General features: G+C 58.2%; 13 protein-coding genes. 5 read left to right on the forward strand and 8 right to left on the reverse strand.

Going from position 1 to position 16263, the window contains the following annotated elements; genetic code table 11:
• Nucleotides 1–27: 27 nt before the first annotated feature.
• From rraA to ppsA, 4 genes are all read right to left on the reverse strand, one after another.
• Entirely contained in the window at nt 28–516 is a 489-nt protein-coding gene (gene rraA, locus AC2CQI_RS11770; protein ID WP_075806019.1) for a ribonuclease E activity regulator RraA, read from the reverse strand.
• A gap of 97 nt (nt 517–613) precedes the next feature.
• A complete protein-coding gene (locus AC2CQI_RS11775) occupies nt 614–913 on the reverse strand; it encodes a Rieske (2Fe-2S) protein (protein ID WP_484580253.1) in 300 nt (99 codons plus the stop codon).
• Between the two features lie 45 nt (nt 914–958).
• A complete protein-coding gene (locus tag AC2CQI_RS11780) occupies nt 959–1957 on the reverse strand; it encodes an alpha/beta fold hydrolase (protein WP_484580254.1) in 999 nt (332 codons plus the stop codon).
• A 241-nt stretch (nt 1958–2198) separates the two neighbouring features.
• The gene (gene ppsA, locus AC2CQI_RS11785) at nt 2199–4574 is read right to left on the reverse strand and encodes a phosphoenolpyruvate synthase (RefSeq protein ID WP_484580255.1); all 2376 of its coding nucleotides are present in this window, start codon (nt 4572–4574) and stop codon (nt 2199–2201) included.
• A 188-nt stretch (nt 4575–4762) separates the two neighbouring features.
• On the opposite strand from ppsA, the gene ppsR reads away from it, so the two are divergent.
• Nucleotides 4763–5581 carry a posphoenolpyruvate synthetase regulatory kinase/phosphorylase PpsR gene (ppsR, locus tag AC2CQI_RS11790; RefSeq protein WP_075804000.1) on the forward strand — a complete coding sequence of 273 codons (819 nt, stop codon included), beginning with the start codon at nt 4763–4765 and terminating at the stop codon, nt 5579–5581.
• Between the two features lie 161 nt (nt 5582–5742).
• Nucleotides 5743–6546 carry an HNH endonuclease gene (locus AC2CQI_RS11795; protein ID WP_484580256.1) on the forward strand — a complete coding sequence of 268 codons (804 nt, stop codon included), beginning with the start codon at nt 5743–5745 and terminating at the stop codon, nt 6544–6546.
• 131 nt (nt 6547–6677) lie between these two features.
• Here AC2CQI_RS11795 and AC2CQI_RS11800 read toward each other — a convergent pair whose 3' ends face one another.
• Nucleotides 6678–7700 (reverse strand): restriction endonuclease, encoded by a 1023-nt coding sequence (locus AC2CQI_RS11800; RefSeq protein ID WP_484580257.1) that lies wholly within the window; start codon nt 7698–7700, stop codon nt 6678–6680.
• 143 nt (nt 7701–7843) lie between these two features.
• Complete coding sequence (locus tag AC2CQI_RS11805; protein WP_484580258.1) at nt 7844–8086, reverse strand: hypothetical protein; 243 nt, start codon at nt 8084–8086, stop codon at nt 7844–7846.
• A gap of 532 nt (nt 8087–8618) precedes the next feature.
• Here AC2CQI_RS11805 and AC2CQI_RS11810 point away from each other — a divergent pair.
• Nucleotides 8619–8921 (forward strand): hypothetical protein, encoded by a 303-nt coding sequence (locus AC2CQI_RS11810; protein ID WP_484580609.1) that lies wholly within the window; start codon nt 8619–8621, stop codon nt 8919–8921.
• A gap of 374 nt (nt 8922–9295) precedes the next feature.
• Here AC2CQI_RS11810 and AC2CQI_RS11815 read toward each other — a convergent pair whose 3' ends face one another.
• Nucleotides 9296–10330, reverse strand: coding sequence for a DNA-methyltransferase (locus AC2CQI_RS11815; protein ID WP_484580259.1), 1035 nt, complete (start codon nt 10328–10330; stop codon nt 9296–9298).
• Nucleotides 10331–10441: 111 nt separating this feature from the next.
• On the opposite strand from AC2CQI_RS11815, the gene AC2CQI_RS11820 reads away from it, so the two are divergent.
• Nucleotides 10442–10615, forward strand: coding sequence for a helix-turn-helix domain-containing protein (locus AC2CQI_RS11820; protein ID WP_484580610.1), 174 nt, complete (start codon nt 10442–10444; stop codon nt 10613–10615).
• The gene (locus tag AC2CQI_RS11825; protein ID WP_484580260.1) at nt 10584–11153 is read left to right on the forward strand and encodes a hypothetical protein; all 570 of its coding nucleotides are present in this window, start codon (nt 10584–10586) and stop codon (nt 11151–11153) included. Before AC2CQI_RS11820 ends, AC2CQI_RS11825 begins: the two co-directional genes overlap by 32 nt.
• Nucleotides 11154–11219: 66 nt before the next feature.
• Here AC2CQI_RS11825 and AC2CQI_RS11830 read toward each other — a convergent pair whose 3' ends face one another.
• Nucleotides 11220–16085, reverse strand: coding sequence for an NAD-glutamate dehydrogenase (locus tag AC2CQI_RS11830; RefSeq protein ID WP_484580261.1), 4866 nt, complete (start codon nt 16083–16085; stop codon nt 11220–11222).
• Nucleotides 16086–16263 lie beyond the last annotated feature (178 nt).

The following is a 16263-nucleotide window of genomic DNA, read 5'->3' on the forward strand; positions in this document are numbered from 1 at the left end:
CCTTACTCCATCGTCCTGTCTAAGGGATTACTCAGGCATCTTCAGCGGGCTTGGCGAGATGATCACGCCATTGTTGTCCGCATAAACATACTGCCCAGGGTGGAAAGTGACACCCGCGAAGGTCACCGCGACATTGAGGTCGCCGATGCCGCGCTTGTCGGTCTTCATCGGGTGGCTGGCCAGGGCCTGCACGCCGACGTCGGTCTGCACCAGGACGTCCACATCGCGCACGCAACCGTAGATCACCAGGCCTTCCCAGCCATTCTTCGCCGCCTTCTCGGCGAGCATGTCGCCCAGCAGCGCACGGCGCAGCGAACCGCCGCCGTCGACCACCAGGACCTTGCCCTTGCCGTCGAGCTCCACCTGCTCCTTGACCAGCGAGTTGTCCTCGAAGCACTTGATGGTGACGATCTCGCCGCCGAACGAATCGCGACCGCCGAAGTTGCTGAACATCGGCTCCAGCACCTGCACCAGCTCAGGGTAGGCGTCGCACAAATCGGGCGTTACGTAATGCATGGGAAAACTCCTGTCAGAACCAAGATGGATGAATGTCGGAATTCACGATCACTGAAACGGACGAAATCTGGCAATACGGCTTTAGACCAGATCCAGCCTACAGGTCAATGCCGATGCGGTCACCCTCGTAGGCCAGCTTGAACAGGTTCAAGGCCGGACACCCCGGCTGCAAGGCCCGGCCAGAAGACAGGTTGAACGCCAGACCATGACGCGGGCAACGCAGCACATCGCCCTCGAGGGTCCCTTGGGCCAGCGGCGCGCCTTGATGGGGACAACGGTCTTCGAGCAGCACCGGGCGGTTATCCACAACCAGGAGCAACAACCCTTGGCCGTTGACCCGGAAGGTCTTGCGGTAACCGTCCTGCAGATTGATCAAACGCTCGAGGGCAACGAACATGGCAAAAACTCAAAAAGTGACCATAAATCCGAAAAACGTCACATCTTAGCCGCTAACCGGCTCCGGAGAAACTTCCTCGGTTGCTGGACCCTCGACCATCGACAGCGGATCGCGCAACCAGCGCTCCACCAGCGGCCAGACCTGTGCCTGCGCGGGCTTGCTCACCAGCATATCCACATGGCCGAAGTTGTCGAATCCGTGGGCTACGCCGAGGGTGATAAAGCGCTTGTCCTCGCTGCCGATCTGCTCGAACAGCTTGCGACAGGCCCAGACCGGGTCCTGGAAGTCCCCTGCCCCGCCCACGGCCAGCACTGGCACGCGGACTTCGGCCAGACCGGCCCACCAGTCGCGGTCCTTCTCGCCGAAACGCCCGAACAGGCCGAACCAGCGCATGCTTTCTATCGCCAGGCCGATCGGCTCGTCTTCCGGCCCGCGCTTGAGGCGTGAACCGGAGATATGCGGGAAGCGCTTGAGCAGCAGGCGGCTGCCCCACTCCACCGGCGGGATCTTTAGCGGCCAGTAGGTGCGGCTGACCTGGGTGCCGAAAAAGGCCGCGCTGGCGATCAGCGACTCGTCCAGGTAGCGCCCGCCCAGGGCCGCAGCCAGGGTGGTGCCGCCGAGGGAATGGCCGAGCCAGTGTGCTGGCTGCCCGGTTATTTCATTGATAAAGGCGGCGATGGCCGGCAGGTCGTAGCCCGCGTAATCGGCCACGCGGTTGCGCGCATAGTCGCGATTGCGCGGCGACAGGCCGTGGCCACGCATTTCCGGGATCCATACATCGAAGCCGGCGCGCGCCAGTGTGGCGCCCAGGCCGATGCCTTTGGGCGAGAACCAGAAGCGCCGGTTGGAAAAGCTGCCGTGCAGAAGGATCACCGGCACGCCCCGGGCCTGCTCCTGATCGGCCAGGCCAAGGCGGGTCAGTGCCAGCTCGACACTCGGGTCAGGGCTGTTGCCGGCCTTCAGGCGGTACACGTCCTCGCTCAGGTCGCCGCAACGTTCGGCCCTGAGCAGGGCTACGGGAAATAAGGAACTGCTGCTTTGCATAGGTTTCTTGTACGAAAAAGGGCGCGGCTGTGCTTGATGCCAGTCAGTTAAGCCAATTGGGGCCGCTTTGCGGCCCTTCGCGAGCAAGCTCGCTCCCACAGGATTTGTGCATACCTTGTGGGAGCGAGCTTGCTCGCGAAGGGCTGCAAAGCAGCCCCAAAACACACACTGAACACACCCGGAATAAAAAGCAAAGCGCCGGCATCCCCGAGAGAATGCCGGCGCCTATCCAACTAGCCCATCAAGCCGGAGCCTGACCCTCAGCCAGGAAGAACCAGGTTTCCAGCACGGAGTCCGGGTTCAGGGACACGCTTTCGATGCCCTGCTCCATCAGCCACTTGGCCAGGTCCGGATGGTCCGAAGGACCCTGACCGCAGATCCCGATGTACTTGCCCGCCTTGTTGCACGCCTGGATGGCGTTGGCCAGCAGCTTCTTCACCGCCGGATTCCGCTCATCGAACAGGTGCGCGATGATCCCGGAGTCGCGGTCCAGGCCCAGGGTCAGCTGGGTCAGGTCGTTGGAGCCGATGGAGAAGCCGTCGAAGTACTCGAGGAACTCTTCCGCCAGGATGGCGTTGGACGGCAGTTCGCACATCATGATCACGCGCAGGCCGTTGACGCCGCGGCCCAGGCCGTTCTCGGCGAGCAGGTCGACCACCTGGCTGGCTTCGCCCAGGGTACGCACGAACGGCACCATGATCTCGACGTTGGTCAGGCCCATCTCGTTGCGCACACGCTTCAGCGCACGGCATTCCAGCTCGAAGCAGTCACGGAACGACTCGCTGATGTAGCGCGAGGCACCGCGGAAGCCCAGCATCGGGTTCTCTTCTTCCGGCTCGTACAGCTTGCCGCCGATCAGGTTGGCGTATTCGTTGGACTTGAAGTCCGACAGACGCACGATGACCTTCTTCGGCCAGAACGCAGCAGCCAGGGTGCTGATGCCCTCGACCAGCTTCTCGACGTAGAAATCGACCGGGTCGTTGTAGCCGGCGATGCGCTTGTCGACGCTCTCTTTCAGCTCTTGCGGCAGGCCCGCGTAGTTCAGCAGTGCCTTGGGGTGCACGCCGATCATGCGGTTGATGATGAATTCCAGACGGGCCAGGCCCACACCGGCGTTCGGCAACTGGGCGAAGTCGAAGGCGCGGTCCGGGTTGCCGACGTTCATCATGATCTTGAACGGCAGGTCAGGCATGGCGTCCACGGAGTTCTGACGCACATCGAAGCCCAGCTCGCCTTCGAAGATGAAACCGGTATCGCCTTCGGCGCAGGAAACGGTCACGCCCTGGCCATCTTTCAGGACCTGGGTGGCGTTGCCGCAACCGACCACTGCAGGAATACCCAGCTCACGAGCGATGATCGCTGCGTGGCAAGTACGGCCGCCGCGGTTGGTAACGATGGCGCTGGCGCGCTTCATCACCGGTTCCCAGTCCGGGTCGGTCATGTCGGAGACCAGTACGTCGCCCGGCTGGACCTTGTCCATTTCCGATACGTCGTGGATCACGCGGACTTTACCGGCGCCGATGCGCTGACCGATGGCACGGCCTTCGACCAGCACGGTGCCCTTCTCTTTCAGCAGATAGCGCTCCATCACGTTGGCGCTGGCGCGGCTCTTCACGGTTTCCGGACGGGCCTGGACGATATACAGCTTGCCGTCGTCGCCGTCCTTGGCCCACTCGATGTCCATCGGACGCTGGTAGTGCTTCTCGATGATCATCGCCTGCTTGGCCAGCTCGGCCACTTCGGCGTCGGTCAGGCAGAAGCGCGCGCGGTCGGCGCGATCCACATCGACCACCTTGACCGAACGACCGGCCTTGGCTTCGTCGCCGTAGATCATCTTGATCGCCTTGCTGCCCAGGTTGCGGCGCAGGATGGCCGGGCGGCCGGCTTCGAGGGTGTTCTTGTGGACGTAGAACTCGTCCGGGTTGACCGCGCCTTGTACGACGGTTTCACCCAGGCCGTAGGCACCGGTAATGAAGACCACGTCGCGGAAGCCCGATTCGGTGTCGAGGGTGAACATCACGCCGGCCGTTCCGGTTTCCGAACGGACCATGCGCTGCACGCCGGCGGACAGGGCGACCAGCTTGTGGTCGAAGCCCTGGTGCACACGGTAGGAAATGGCGCGGTCGTTGAACAGCGAGGCGAAGACTTCCTTGGCTGCGCGGATCACGTTGTCCACGCCGCGGATGTTCAGGAAGGTTTCCTGCTGGCCGGCGAAGGACGCGTCGGGCAGGTCTTCGGCGGTGGCGGAGGAGCGCACGGCCACGGCCATGTTCTCGTTGCCGTTGGCCATTTCGGCGAAGGCGGTGCGGATTTCCGCGTCCAGGCGGGCCGGGAACTCGGCTTCCATCACCCACTGGCGGATCTGAGCGCCGGTCTTGGCCAGGGCGTTGACATCGTCTACGTCCAGGGCGTCGAGGGCCGCGTGGATCTTGTCGTTCAGGCCGCTCTGCTCGAGGAAGTCGCGGTACGCCTGGGACGTAGTGGCAAAGCCGCCTGGTACGGAAACGCCGGCACCGGCGAGGTTACTGATCATCTCGCCCAGGGATGCGTTCTTGCCCCCTACGTGCTCCACATCATGGACGCCGAGCTTATCGAGGGAAACTACGTACTCTACCAAGGTGATCTCTCCACTAACTGTATTGGAAAAGCTCAGGACGCCGGCGAATCCCCTGTGGGACTGGCCGGGCGCTTGTGGCCTGGACCTGGAAAATAAGTGAGAATGCCGACGATGTCGTTCCGATGGCGTTCGGCAAACCGAACCTATCATATCCAAGAATCGTCACCAGCTTAAGGCCCATGGCGCAAATGAAACGATCTGCCTTCTTCATTTCCGACGGCACCGGCATCACCGCGGAGACCCTCGGACAAAGTCTCCTGGCTCAATTCGAGAACATTCCGTTCAACAAGTTCACCAGGCCGTACATCGACAGCGTCGAAAAGGCCCGTGTCATGGTCCAGCAGATCAACGCTGCGGCCGAGCGTGACGGCGTGCGCCCGATCATCTTCGACACCATCGTCAACCAGGACATCCGCGAGATCCTCGCGACCTCCAACGGCTTCATGATCGACATCTTCTCCACCTTCCTCGCCCCGCTGGAGCAGGAGCTCACGGCCCACTCGTCGTATTCCGTAGGGAAATCGCACTCGATCGGCGGCAACTCCAACTACATGGAGCGGATCGAGGCGGTGAACTTTGCGCTGGATAACGATGACGGGGCGCGGACGCATTACTACGACAAGGCGGACCTGATCCTGGTGGGCGTGTCGCGGTGTGGGAAGACGCCGACTTGTCTGTACATGGCTATGCAGTTTGGGATTCGGGCGGCCAATTACCCTCTGACCGAAGACGATATGGAGCGGCTGCAGCTGCCGGCGGCGTTGAAGAAGCATCAGAACAAGTTGTTTGGGTTGACGATTGATCCGGATCGGTTGACCGCGATTCGGCATGAGCGGAAGCCGAATAGCCGGTATGCGAGCTTTGCGCAGTGCGAGTTTGAGGTGCGGGAGGTGGAGAATCTGTTCAGGCGGGAGAATATTCCGCATATCAATTCCACGCATTTTTCGGTGGAGGAGATTTCGGCGAAGATTTTGGTGGAGAGGGGGGTGGAGCGGCGGTTTAAGTAACCTCAACGGCGCCGCTTCCCAGGTAGGAGCGTGGCTTGCTCGCGAAGGACCGAAAGGCGGCCCCAGACTCCAACACCGACGAACGTGTAAATCCACAAACAAGCTGTAGGAAATTTCCTCTTTTTTGATAGGCTTTTGCCATCACGAAAGGGGAAATGGAAATGCCTGTCGTCATCACCGAAAACGACACTTCGCAATGGGAAGATGAAACGGGCTCCGTCTATCACTTCCCCAAGCGTTACCGAGACTTGCTCGTTCAGGGAACCGAGGTGGTCTACTACAAAGGCCGCATCACCGACAAAACCTTCGCTTCCGCCCGCCTCAGCAACGCTCCACACTACTTTGGGGTTGCACGCATCGGAAAGGTCTATCCCGATACGAACAGTGACAAGGGTGATCTCTTCGCATTTGTCGAAGACTTCACTCCATTTGAAAGCGCCGTCCCCGCGAAAATTGGCGGCGAGTATCTGGAGACGATCCCGGCCAGCCGGGTAAAAAACTACTGGCGTGATGGCGTTCGCCAGGTCTCCCAGGCAGATCGCGATGCCATTCTGAACCATGCGAAGCTCCTACCCCCGCAGCCTCAAACTGATACTCCAGACATCGAAGATGATCCACTAACCTTCGAATCAGCCAAAGAAGGCAGCACGTCCAGCTACTTTTTAACACGATACGAGCGCCGGAAAGATCTGAGATTGAAAGCTATCGCCTTCCACGGGCTTGAGTGCAAGGCGTGTGGGTTTGATTTCGAGCAAGCCTATGGCGAGCACGCGAAGGGCTTTATCCATGTTCATCACGTGGTGCCGATTTCGGACTTTGGTGGGGAGAAAGATGTGGATCCGGAAACTGACCTCGTGACGCTGTGTGCAAACTGCCACGCGGTAGTACATCGGAAGCGGGATATGACGTTGAGTCTTGACGAGTTGAAAAGGATGATCCGTGGGCGGTGGGTAGCCGACACTTGAAACCACATGACGTCGTGATCACCTGACAGCTTGAAAGCTCCCCTCCCCCAAGCCAGCAAATATAAAAAAAGACGTCCGAGGACGTCTTTTTTGATTGGACTGAGGTCGACAACTAAGGACTCAGAATCCGTTTACGCGGGAACGTAAAAGTAGGTCAACGGTACCAAACGTTTGGTCTCAGGATCCGTCGCTGGGTAGTGAGCCATCAGCGTGCGAGCAAGTTCGTCCAGCGTCCACATAGTCAGATGAACGTTCGCCCGCTCTCCTTCATATAAAGCTTCTTTTGTGAAACCGCCGGTACTCACATACAGCCCCCGGTCGTCTTTGTGCCGACCGCCCAAGAAGCTGCGAATCTCGTTGCTCCCCATGCGGGCATTTCGATGCTTCACCTCTACTACGATCCGAGGCGGCTCAAACCCGAACCCATCAGGAGAAGCGATGATGTCTTTTCCTCGATCAGCACCGGCAGGCGATACAAGCGTTTTATAGCCCATAGCACGCAGTATCCCGGCAACGAGCTCCTGCATCTCGTCCCACTCTAAGCTGTTGATCTGGTCTTTGATCCGCTCGAAAGCTATTTCCTGGACACCTTTCAATGGGTCTTCCAAGGTTTCCACATCTTCAATGGCATCTTTTGGCGTACCGGAAATCTTTTTACCAGTCGCAAGTGCCAGTAGCTCTTTCTGAGCATCTTCCGCGACGTTGAACACAGTCAGCGTGGACCCCAGACTGTTTCTGCTCGCACCAGTCAATTTATCGCGATCAACCTCCTCCACGTACCACTCGACGGGCCTGGTGAAAGACATACCTTCGTCCGCCAGATCAGGGCGAAGCTGACACGCACCGGTGAAGCGGCCCACCAGATAGGTACGGTTCGCAGGGGAATAGGTGACGACCGTATCGCCCACGCTGATCTCGTTCACAAAACGGAAAACCTGTGAGGCACCCGATACGGCACTTGCGTCCTTGATCCCAGGCTCAACCTCTTTATAGGCCTGGATCAGTGCCTTCCGGGACACTCCTGGCTTCGCGACCTGCGCTAACCGAGCCCAACCAATTGCGGCGAGATTACGATCCCTGAAATCGTCATAGAGACGGCCGCCATCACCCCGAATCATCCACATCGCCGGCATACTAATACTCAATACGTCCATGAAGTCGAGGCGAGACTGTAGCAATGGGGATCATCTTTGTGAATGGAATAGCGAGGTGGAAGAACTCTTTGCCCATCTAAAGGCCATGGAGCCCGGCGATGCTGAACATCAAGCTGTTAGTCGCCGGCCTCCACGGGCCTCACTTACACGGGCACAGTCACAGGAGAAGCGGCTACCGCAAGCGCCAACAGCGCTTTGGTAATCCTCATGTTCAGCCGTGCGCTGTCGAGCATTTCCTTATGGCGACCATCGGGCGGGTCAGGAAGGTAAGCAGAGTCAAGAATTGCTCTGTTGAGGTGTTCCGCGGCGCGCCTAATCGCTTCCTCATGGGAGAGGCCGGGGCCGACGCAGAGAACAGGTGGTGGATCGGGGACGAGCTTTTTCATGGCGATTCTTCCTTTGTAATCAAATTTATCGCCACACATCGCTGCTATACGAAGGGTGGCGACTGTACGTGGGTAGCAGACCGAGACAAAGGAAAAACCCGGCGCGCACAAAGGCGCCCACACGCACAGCCGCCATAGGAGGTTGCTAGTGGTTACCTTTGTTCGGACTGCTAATCCGGTCGTCGATTTGTAACGACCGGCAAAGAGTAGCAGCGTTTCCAAGGGAGGCAACCACCAGACGGTGTCAGGAAGTATGCTTGGGAAATTACCTACAAGAAAGTCGGAATCAGGGAATTTTTTGAGGCGAGATGCGTAATTTTCGGGACAAGCCGAAGTCGTGACCGAAACCAGCGAAAAAGGGATTATGTGACTGCCTCATGCACTGAAGCGACGAGACGCAGACTTTCCATGCTAAATGCCACACACTTGATCAAACCGTACACAACCGAATTATAATCTAGCGAGACCCATGAAGTGCTCATACCAAACCAATCTGGTATCATCACCCCTTTCGAAAACATTTAGCATGAAAATGAAACTACTCAATACTTACGACGACCGCGACGAAGCTGAAGCAGCGCTCGAAAAACTACTAGGTGAGAAGCGCCTTGCAAGTGAGCGGGATGGCACAGATATTATTTACAACCTATTCGGCACACCAACCTGGGGAAACTTTTATAGACTTGGAATGTATAACCTAGAAGAACTACAAACCCTTCTAAAATCAAAAAAAAGCTGGGCGGAAATACAAAATGTACGCCACACAGAAATAATTACCACACTAAGGATTATCGCAAAGAACTATGAAGTTGACATCCCAAGCCATTGGGAATAATAAAAATAAAATTATTGATTTGCAAAAGAAGAGCAGAACACAAAGCACAGACTAGCAAACACTGAAACCTAAAAGTAAACCATTCTGCTTCAGAGTGAGCCCCCCAAAAAAACACGATTAAAACTAAAAGCAACCACGCCGCCACGAACAAGCCCAACTCAATTCATCACGAGCCCAAAGCCCTTAATTTTACGGGCTTTGAGCTCAATCAACTCATAAATATAGAAACAGCGATACACAACAACGAGTGCAAAATGCAAAAGGAAGCACCATGACTGGATCCTCACTCAACCTTGCGACAACGCCATCTCTTGGACTACCCCTTCAAAACAACACCCATCACAAAACACCCACACAACTAACTTAGCAACTCTTTATAAGAGTGAAAGATTTGGCTGAACCCTACACTCTGACAAATTCACAGACCCTCCACTAATAATACCATCGAATATGCTTTGCATTTTCTCAGGCGCCATTCCCTTCTCCGTAAAACGAAAGGCGGACGCAGCAACATATTCTGGTAGCTTTTCAAAAGTCATCCAGCGGCGCCCCTCAGCCTCAGCAACTTGCCCGGTAGTATTCGAACCACCGAAAATATCGACGACTAGATCACCTGGCTCCGTCAGCATTTTAATAAAAAACTCGGGCAGCTTTGCTGGAAACCGCGCAGGATGCGCCTTTATACCAACAGATTTACAACCTGCCTGATATTGACCATTTGACTCTGAATTGGGTATCTGCAACAGATTAGGGGGGATCGCCCCACCATTATCTTTACTAAAACTCTTGCCAATATCATGACCAGAAGGGCGAACTTTTGGCGTATAAAACTTCTCTGGATCCTCAATAAGCTTCTTCATCCGATCACTATATGGTGCCAAGACGTTACTCACATTAGCTTTCGGCCACTCCGTCTTACTAAACCACCACACGGTATTTACGGAATCCTTGACCCGCATCTTCCTTTTATTCACCCACTCAATTGGGCTGGGTAATTTAGAAGGATTGAACCAGTAGAAGTCCTCAGCTAAGAAAAAACCTATTTCATCCACCATACGAATCAAAACCCGGAAGTTGTACAGACTCCGAGCTGGCACCCCCTTCATATAAGCCCCGCCAAAATCAACAACGAAGCTTCCATCAGGAGCAAGCTTTCTATATACAACCTCTGCAAAGCTTAAAAACCAATCGATATACTCAAACTGATCCAAATTCCCATATTCCTTCTGCCGCTGAAGGGCAAAAGGCGGACTAGTCATTACCAAATTAATACTATTATCCGGCAGCTCTTCAAGTAATTCCCGCGAATCACCTATGAAGGTTGCCCCTCTGTCAGTGTGGTACGCGGGCTTTAATTTCGAGCTAAGGGAAGGCAAAATGCTACTCATCGGCTGTAGATCCATAGTCATCAGGTCACCATTATCTCTCGCATGATCAAGAAGATAAACCCCTCCCCGACACGACGTGCATTCGCATTGAACCTGAGAGCTGCGCGTGAACGGCTTGGCTGGTCTCAGGAAATGTTAGCTGAGATGTCAGGCCTTCATCGAACCTACGTGGGCTCAGTAGAACGAGGAGAGAGGAATATATCGATTGATAACATCGAGCGGCTTGCACTTGCTTTAAGTGTCCCGCCTGCATTTCTAATGGAGGAGAAAAAAGTTGTCAGCGACCCCCTTGACGCCACACCCTGACTTTAAAAATCTACAGGAGATTTGGCCAGCCATCTCAGAGTACCAAGCACTCGCTACAGCTCATGGAATCGATGATATCTTCCAAGATAATGGGGGAAAACTACTTCAGGTCTTGCTTCTGCTCAATTTAAGAGTACTGCCAGGCAGAGAAGGAAATGATGCAGTCGATACAAGCGGAAGGGAATACGAGCTCAAGTCAGTAAACATTGAGCTGACGCGGAGTTTTTCTACTCACCACCACATGAACCCCACGATCATAGCAAAGTACCGGAAGGTCCCTTGGGTGTTTGCAGTATACAGACACATCGAACTCGATGCAGTCTACGTGCTAGAACCCGAAGACTTAGATTTTTACTTCTCTAAATGGGAAGACAAATGGCATGGGGATGGGGGGAGAGATATTAACAACCCTAAAATCCCAGTCGCGTTTGTAGTCGAAAACGGTAAGCTTGTGCATGGAAACCATCCGGAATTCTACTCGCGACGCAGAGCACCAACACCACCGGATGCCGGTGGATTCACCGCAGACGACTTTTAGTGCCTGACGCATTTGCAGAAAACAAGAAAAGCCCCGGCATGATCGCCGGGGCTTTCTCATTTCACATCAAGACGGCAAAACCGCCGACTGCCCACTCAACGCCAAATCCACCAGCTCCCGGTTAGCCACCGCATACATAGCGTAGTCAGTCCCAGTAGCCGCCCGCAGGTCATCCAACATAGCCCGCCACCGCTCCACCATCACCCGATGCTGCTCCATCCACAGCGCCACCCTTGCATCCATATCCTCCGGCGCATCCGCCATCTGCAATACGGAAATCGTAATGGCCCGCTGCTGCAGATCAATATCATCCCGGAACGCTTCCCGAGCCAGCGCCTGCCAGTTGTTCTCCACTGGCAGGTTGCTGATCTCCTGCAGATACCAGGTCAGATCCAGCGCACTACCCACGGCGAAGAACGCCTTGGCCACCTGAGCCGGATTCTGCCCGGTCACGTCGGACGCTTCGATAATCGGCAGTAAGGTGTACAGGTGCGTAGTCCCCGCGACCATCCGCGCCAGCAATTCCGGCACGCCAGCCTCTACAAAGCTCTGGTACCGGGTCTGCCACCGCTCACGGGTCGGGCCTTCCAGCAGTTCATCGAGCTTGAGGCCCAGGGCAGCAATCTGCGGCCCGAAGTGCGCGACATCGCGCCCGGCGTCCTGCTCGTTGCGACGGCTGCGCAGGAACCAGCGGGTAGCCCGACGGCCCAGGCGCATCAGCTCGTCCATCAGGGTGAGCTGCACTTCCGCCGGCACCTGGTAGTCCAGCGCTTCGATCTGCCGGAACCAGTGCGGGAGGTGGAAGATGTCGCGCACGATGACGTAGGCGCCCGCCACGTTCGCCGGGCTCATGCCCGTGGACTCCTTGAGCCGCTGGACGAAGGTGATGCCCATGTTGTTGACCAGGTCGTTGGCGATCTGGGTGCTGACGATTTCACGCTTCAGACGGTGACGACGCATGGCGTCGGCGAACTTGTGCACCAGCGACGGCGGGAAGGCTGTCTCCATGTCGCGGGTGAGGTAGTCGTCATCCGGGACCTGGGATTTGAGCAGCGCTTCCTTGAGGTCGATCTTGCTGTAGGAGATGAGGACCGAGAGCTCCGCACGGCTGAGGCCCTGGTTGGCAGCAATACGCTCGGCCAGTTGCTCTTCCGACGGGAGGAATTCGATGGCGCGATCGAGCTTGCCGCGGCTTTCGAGGTCGGCCATGAGGCGTTTGTATTCGGCAATGCGCTCCTTGGCACGACGCGCCGCGAGGGACAGGGCCTGGGTTTGCTTGTAGTTGTTGCCGAGGACGAGGCTGGAGACCTCTTCGGTCATGCTGCCGAGCAGCTGGTTGCGCTGCTTCTCGGTCATGTCACCGGCCTGCACGACTTCGTTGAGCAGGATCTTGATGTTGACCTCGTGGTCGGAGCAATCCACACCACCGGCGTTATCGATAAAGTCGGTGTTGGTGGCGCCGCCATTGAGGCCGAATTCGACACGGCCGAGCTGGGTCATGCCGAGGTTGCCGCCCTCGCCCACTACCTTGCAGCGCAGTTCGTCACCGTTGACGCGCAGGGCGTCGTTGGCCTTGTCGCCGACGTCGGCGTGGCTTTCCTCGCTGGATTTGACGTAGGTGCCGATGCCGCCGTTCCAGAGCAGGTCGACCGGGGCCTTGAGCAGCGCATTGAGCAGCTCGGTCGGGGTGAGTTTGTCGGCTTCGATGGCGAAGCGTTCTTTCATTTGCGGGGTGATGGCGATGCTTTTCGCGCTGCGCGGGAAGATACCGCCGCCCTCGGACATGATGCTGCTGTCGTAGTCGCTCCAGGCCGAACGCGGGAGGTCGAACAGGCGCTTGCGCTCGGCGAAGCTGGTGGCCGGGTCCGGGTTGGGGTCGATGAAGATGTGCAGGTGGTTGAAGGCCGCGACCAGTTGCAGGGTCTCGGACATGAGCAGGCCGTTGCCGAAGACGTCGCCGGCCATGTCGCCGATGCCGACCACGGTGATGACGTCCTTCTGTACGTTGATGCCACGCTCGCGGAAGTGTCGCTGCACGCCGACCCAGGCGCCACGGGCGGTGATGCCCATTTTCTTGTGGTCGTAGCCGGCCGAGCCGCCCGAGGCGAAGGCGTCGCCGAGCCAGAAGCCGTAGTCGATGGCGATGCCGTTGGCGATGTCGGAGAAGGTGGCGGTGCCTTTGTCCGCAGCGACGACCAGGTACGGGTCGTCGTCGTCATGCCGGACGACGTTGGCCGGTGGCACGACGCCGCCGTCCTTGAGGTTGTCGGTGATGTCCAGCAGGCCGGAGATGAAGATGCGGTAGCAGGCGATGCCCTCGGCGGCGATGTCGTCGCGGCTGCCGCCCAGTGGCAGGCGTCGCGGCAGGAAGCCGCCCTTGGCGCCGACCGGGACGATGACCGAGTTCTTTACCTGCTGGGCTTTGACCAGGCCGAGGACTTCGGTGCGGAAGTCTTCCTCGCGGTCCGACCAGCGCAGGCCACCACGGGCAACGTTGCCGAAGCGCAGGTGCACGCCTTCGACACGCGGCGAGTAGACGAAGATTTCGAACTTCGGTACCGGTTTCGGCAGTTCCGGGATCAGCTTGGGGTTGAACTTGAAGCTGAAGTAGGACTTGTTCTGGCCGTTGGCGTCCGGCTGGTAGAAGTTGGTGCGCAGGGTGGCCTTGATCAGGTCCAGGTAGCGCCGCAGGATGCGGTCTTCGTTGAGCACCTGGACGTCGTCGAGGGCGCTGAGGATGGCCTGTTCGAGACGCTGCTGCTTGTCTTCGAGGTCTTCGCTGGTGAGCTTGCGCGCCAGGTAGAAGCGGGTCTTGAACAGCCGGGTCAGCTCGCGGGCGATGTCGGTGTGGTTGTTCAGGGTGCTGGCGATGTAGCCGAGGTCGAAGCCCAGGCGGATCTGCTTGAGGTAGCGGGCGTAGGCACGCAGCAGGGCGACGTCGCGCCATGGCAGGCCGGCGGTCAGCACCAGGCGGTTGAAGGCGTCGTTTTCCGCATCGCCATTGACGATGTGGACGAAGGCGTCCTGCAGGGTGTCGTTGAGCTGCTGGATGTCGAGGTTGAGGCCTTCGCTGTAGGTGAAGGCGAAGTCATGAATCCAGAACTCGCGGCCATTGGTGTGGCGCAGGCGGTACGGGAACTCGCCCAGCACGCGCAGGCCGAGGTTTTCCAGGATCGGCAGGACGTCGGACAGGGCCAGCGGGGTGTCGGCGTGGTACAGCTTGCAGTGCAGGATGTGCTTACCGGACTGGGTCAGCGGCTGGTAGAAGCTCATCACCAGCGGCTTTTTCTCCGACAGGTTGAGCAGGTGCTGCATGTCGACCACCGCCGAGTGCGCGGCGAAACGCTCGCGGTAACCGGCCGGGAAGCCTTTCGGGAAGTCGGCGAGGACGTTGGTGCCCTGGGCTTCGCCGAAGGCTTCGACGGTGAGTGCGGCGTAGTCGTCCTGCCACGAGCGGCAGGCCTGGATCACTTCGTTTTCCAGCTGTTTCGGGTCGATATCGATGCGGTTCTTCGGGTCGACCCGCAGGATCAGCTGCACGCGGGCAAGGACCGATTCGGAGAAGAAGGTCCAGAACTCGCAGTCGCTGGCCTTGAGGCGCTCCATCAGCACCTGCTGGATCTTCTGCCGGACTTCGGTGGAGTAGATGTCACGCGGGACATAGGCCAGGCAGTAGCAGAAGCGGCCGTACGGGTCCTTGCGCAGGAACACGCGGATCTTGTTGCGTTCCTGGATCTGGACGATGGACATCACGGTGTTGAACAGCTCGTCCACCGGGGTCTGGAACAGGTCGTCGCGGGGCAGCACTTCGAGGACCTGGGCCAGTTCCTTGCCCAGGTGGGCCTTGGCGTCGAAACCGGAACGGCGCTCGACTTCGGCGACCTTGTCGCGAATGTACGGGATCTGGTGGACACTTTCGCCATACACCGAAGAGGTGTAGAGGCCCATGAAGCGGCATTCCTTGATCACCTTGCCGTCGGCGTCGAGTTGGCGGATCGACACGTAGTCCGGGTAGGCCGGGCGGTGCACGCGGCTCGGGTGGGCGGCCTTGGCGAAGGACAGCAGCAGCGGCTCGTGCAGGTAGGCGACGGCGTAGTCTTCGATGCGCAGGTCTTCGGCGGTGAGGCCGGCGCGCAGCAGGCGGGTCAGGCCGAGGAAGGACTGCTCGTCATACACCAACTGGCCGCCCTGGGCGTCGGCCTTGACCACGAATTCCTCGTAGCCGAGGAAGGTGAAGTGGTTGCCCACCAGCCATTCGAGGAAGCTCTTGACCTCGGACTTCTCGCCGGCGACCGCCGGGTACGGGGTCTGCTCGACCAGCTCCAGCAGCTCCTGGACCTTGGCCTTCATCGGCTCGAAGTCGGCCACGGCGACGCGCACTTCGGCCAGGACCTGGGTCAGTTCGTGAGTCAGTACGGAGAGTTCTGCGTTGTTGGCGCAGCGGTCGATCTCCAGGTACATCAGGGATTCTTGCTGCACGCCTTCGCCGTGGGTGCCCTTGGGCAGGATTTCCAGCAGTTCGCCGTCCTTGCCGCGACGGGTGCTGAGTACGGTGGTTTGCAGGGTGTGGATGCTGTAGCCGCGGCGGTTCAGTTCGGTGCGGACGGAGTCGACGAGGAATGGCAGGTCATGGTGAAGGACTTCCACGGCGGTGTGGGTCGACTGCCAGCCATGACGCTCGTAATCGGGGTTGTAGACGTTGACCTTGGGCTGGGCGTGGTCAAAGCGCTCGATGATGCGCCAGGCAGAGAGGGTGCAGCCGACCAGGTCGGAGAGACGACGCTGGGTCAGCTCGTCCAGAGAGATGATGCCGAAGAATTGCTCGGCGAACAGCGCCACTTGTGGCAGTGCCTGCTCGCTGATGTGCTGCGCCAGGGCGGCTTTCAGTTGATGCTGGAAGTCGGCTTTGCTGGCTGCGGTGAAAAACGCCATCTGTGGTACTCCGCTTGGGCTTTGTTTTTGATTGAAACGTCGCGCGTGTCCGCTTTATCCCGCATCAACCATAGTCAATGTCGGGCGCGGCGCAGGGGAAATGCGAAAGAGCGAGTACAGGTTTGACCGGTCGGTCACACCAGGATGGACATCTGCAAAAACCACTGTCTGTTGGAGC

The organism is Pseudomonas sp. P2S-1 (genome assembly GCF_057197725.1).

What these genes read in the sequence shown, in the direction of transcription:
- AC2CQI_RS11820 (WP_484580610.1), top strand. Translation starts at nt 10,442, where the DNA reads ATGTTAGCTGAGATGTCAGGCCTTCATCGAACCTACGTGGGCTCAGTA.
- AC2CQI_RS11775 (WP_484580253.1), bottom strand. Translation starts at nt 913, where the DNA reads ATGTTCGTTGCCCTCGAGCGTTTGATCAATCTGCAGGACGGTTACCGC.
- AC2CQI_RS11800 (WP_484580257.1), bottom strand. Translation starts at nt 7,700, where the DNA reads ATGGACGTATTGAGTATTAGTATGCCGGCGATGTGGATGATTCGGGGT.
- rraA (WP_075806019.1), bottom strand. Translation starts at nt 516, where the DNA reads ATGCATTACGTAACGCCCGATTTGTGCGACGCCTACCCTGAGCTGGTG.
- AC2CQI_RS11805 (WP_484580258.1), bottom strand. Translation starts at nt 8,086, where the DNA reads ATGAAAAAGCTCGTCCCCGATCCACCACCTGTTCTCTGCGTCGGCCCC.
- ppsR (WP_075804000.1), top strand. Translation starts at nt 4,763, where the DNA reads ATGAAACGATCTGCCTTCTTCATTTCCGACGGCACCGGCATCACCGCG.
- AC2CQI_RS11810 (WP_484580609.1), top strand. Translation starts at nt 8,619, where the DNA reads ATGAAACTACTCAATACTTACGACGACCGCGACGAAGCTGAAGCAGCG.
- AC2CQI_RS11815 (WP_484580259.1), bottom strand. Translation starts at nt 10,330, where the DNA reads ATGACTATGGATCTACAGCCGATGAGTAGCATTTTGCCTTCCCTTAGC.
- AC2CQI_RS11830 (WP_484580261.1), bottom strand. Translation starts at nt 16,085, where the DNA reads ATGGCGTTTTTCACCGCAGCCAGCAAAGCCGACTTCCAGCATCAACTG.
- AC2CQI_RS11780 (WP_484580254.1), bottom strand. Translation starts at nt 1,957, where the DNA reads ATGCAAAGCAGCAGTTCCTTATTTCCCGTAGCCCTGCTCAGGGCCGAA.
- AC2CQI_RS11795 (WP_484580256.1), top strand. Translation starts at nt 5,743, where the DNA reads ATGCCTGTCGTCATCACCGAAAACGACACTTCGCAATGGGAAGATGAA.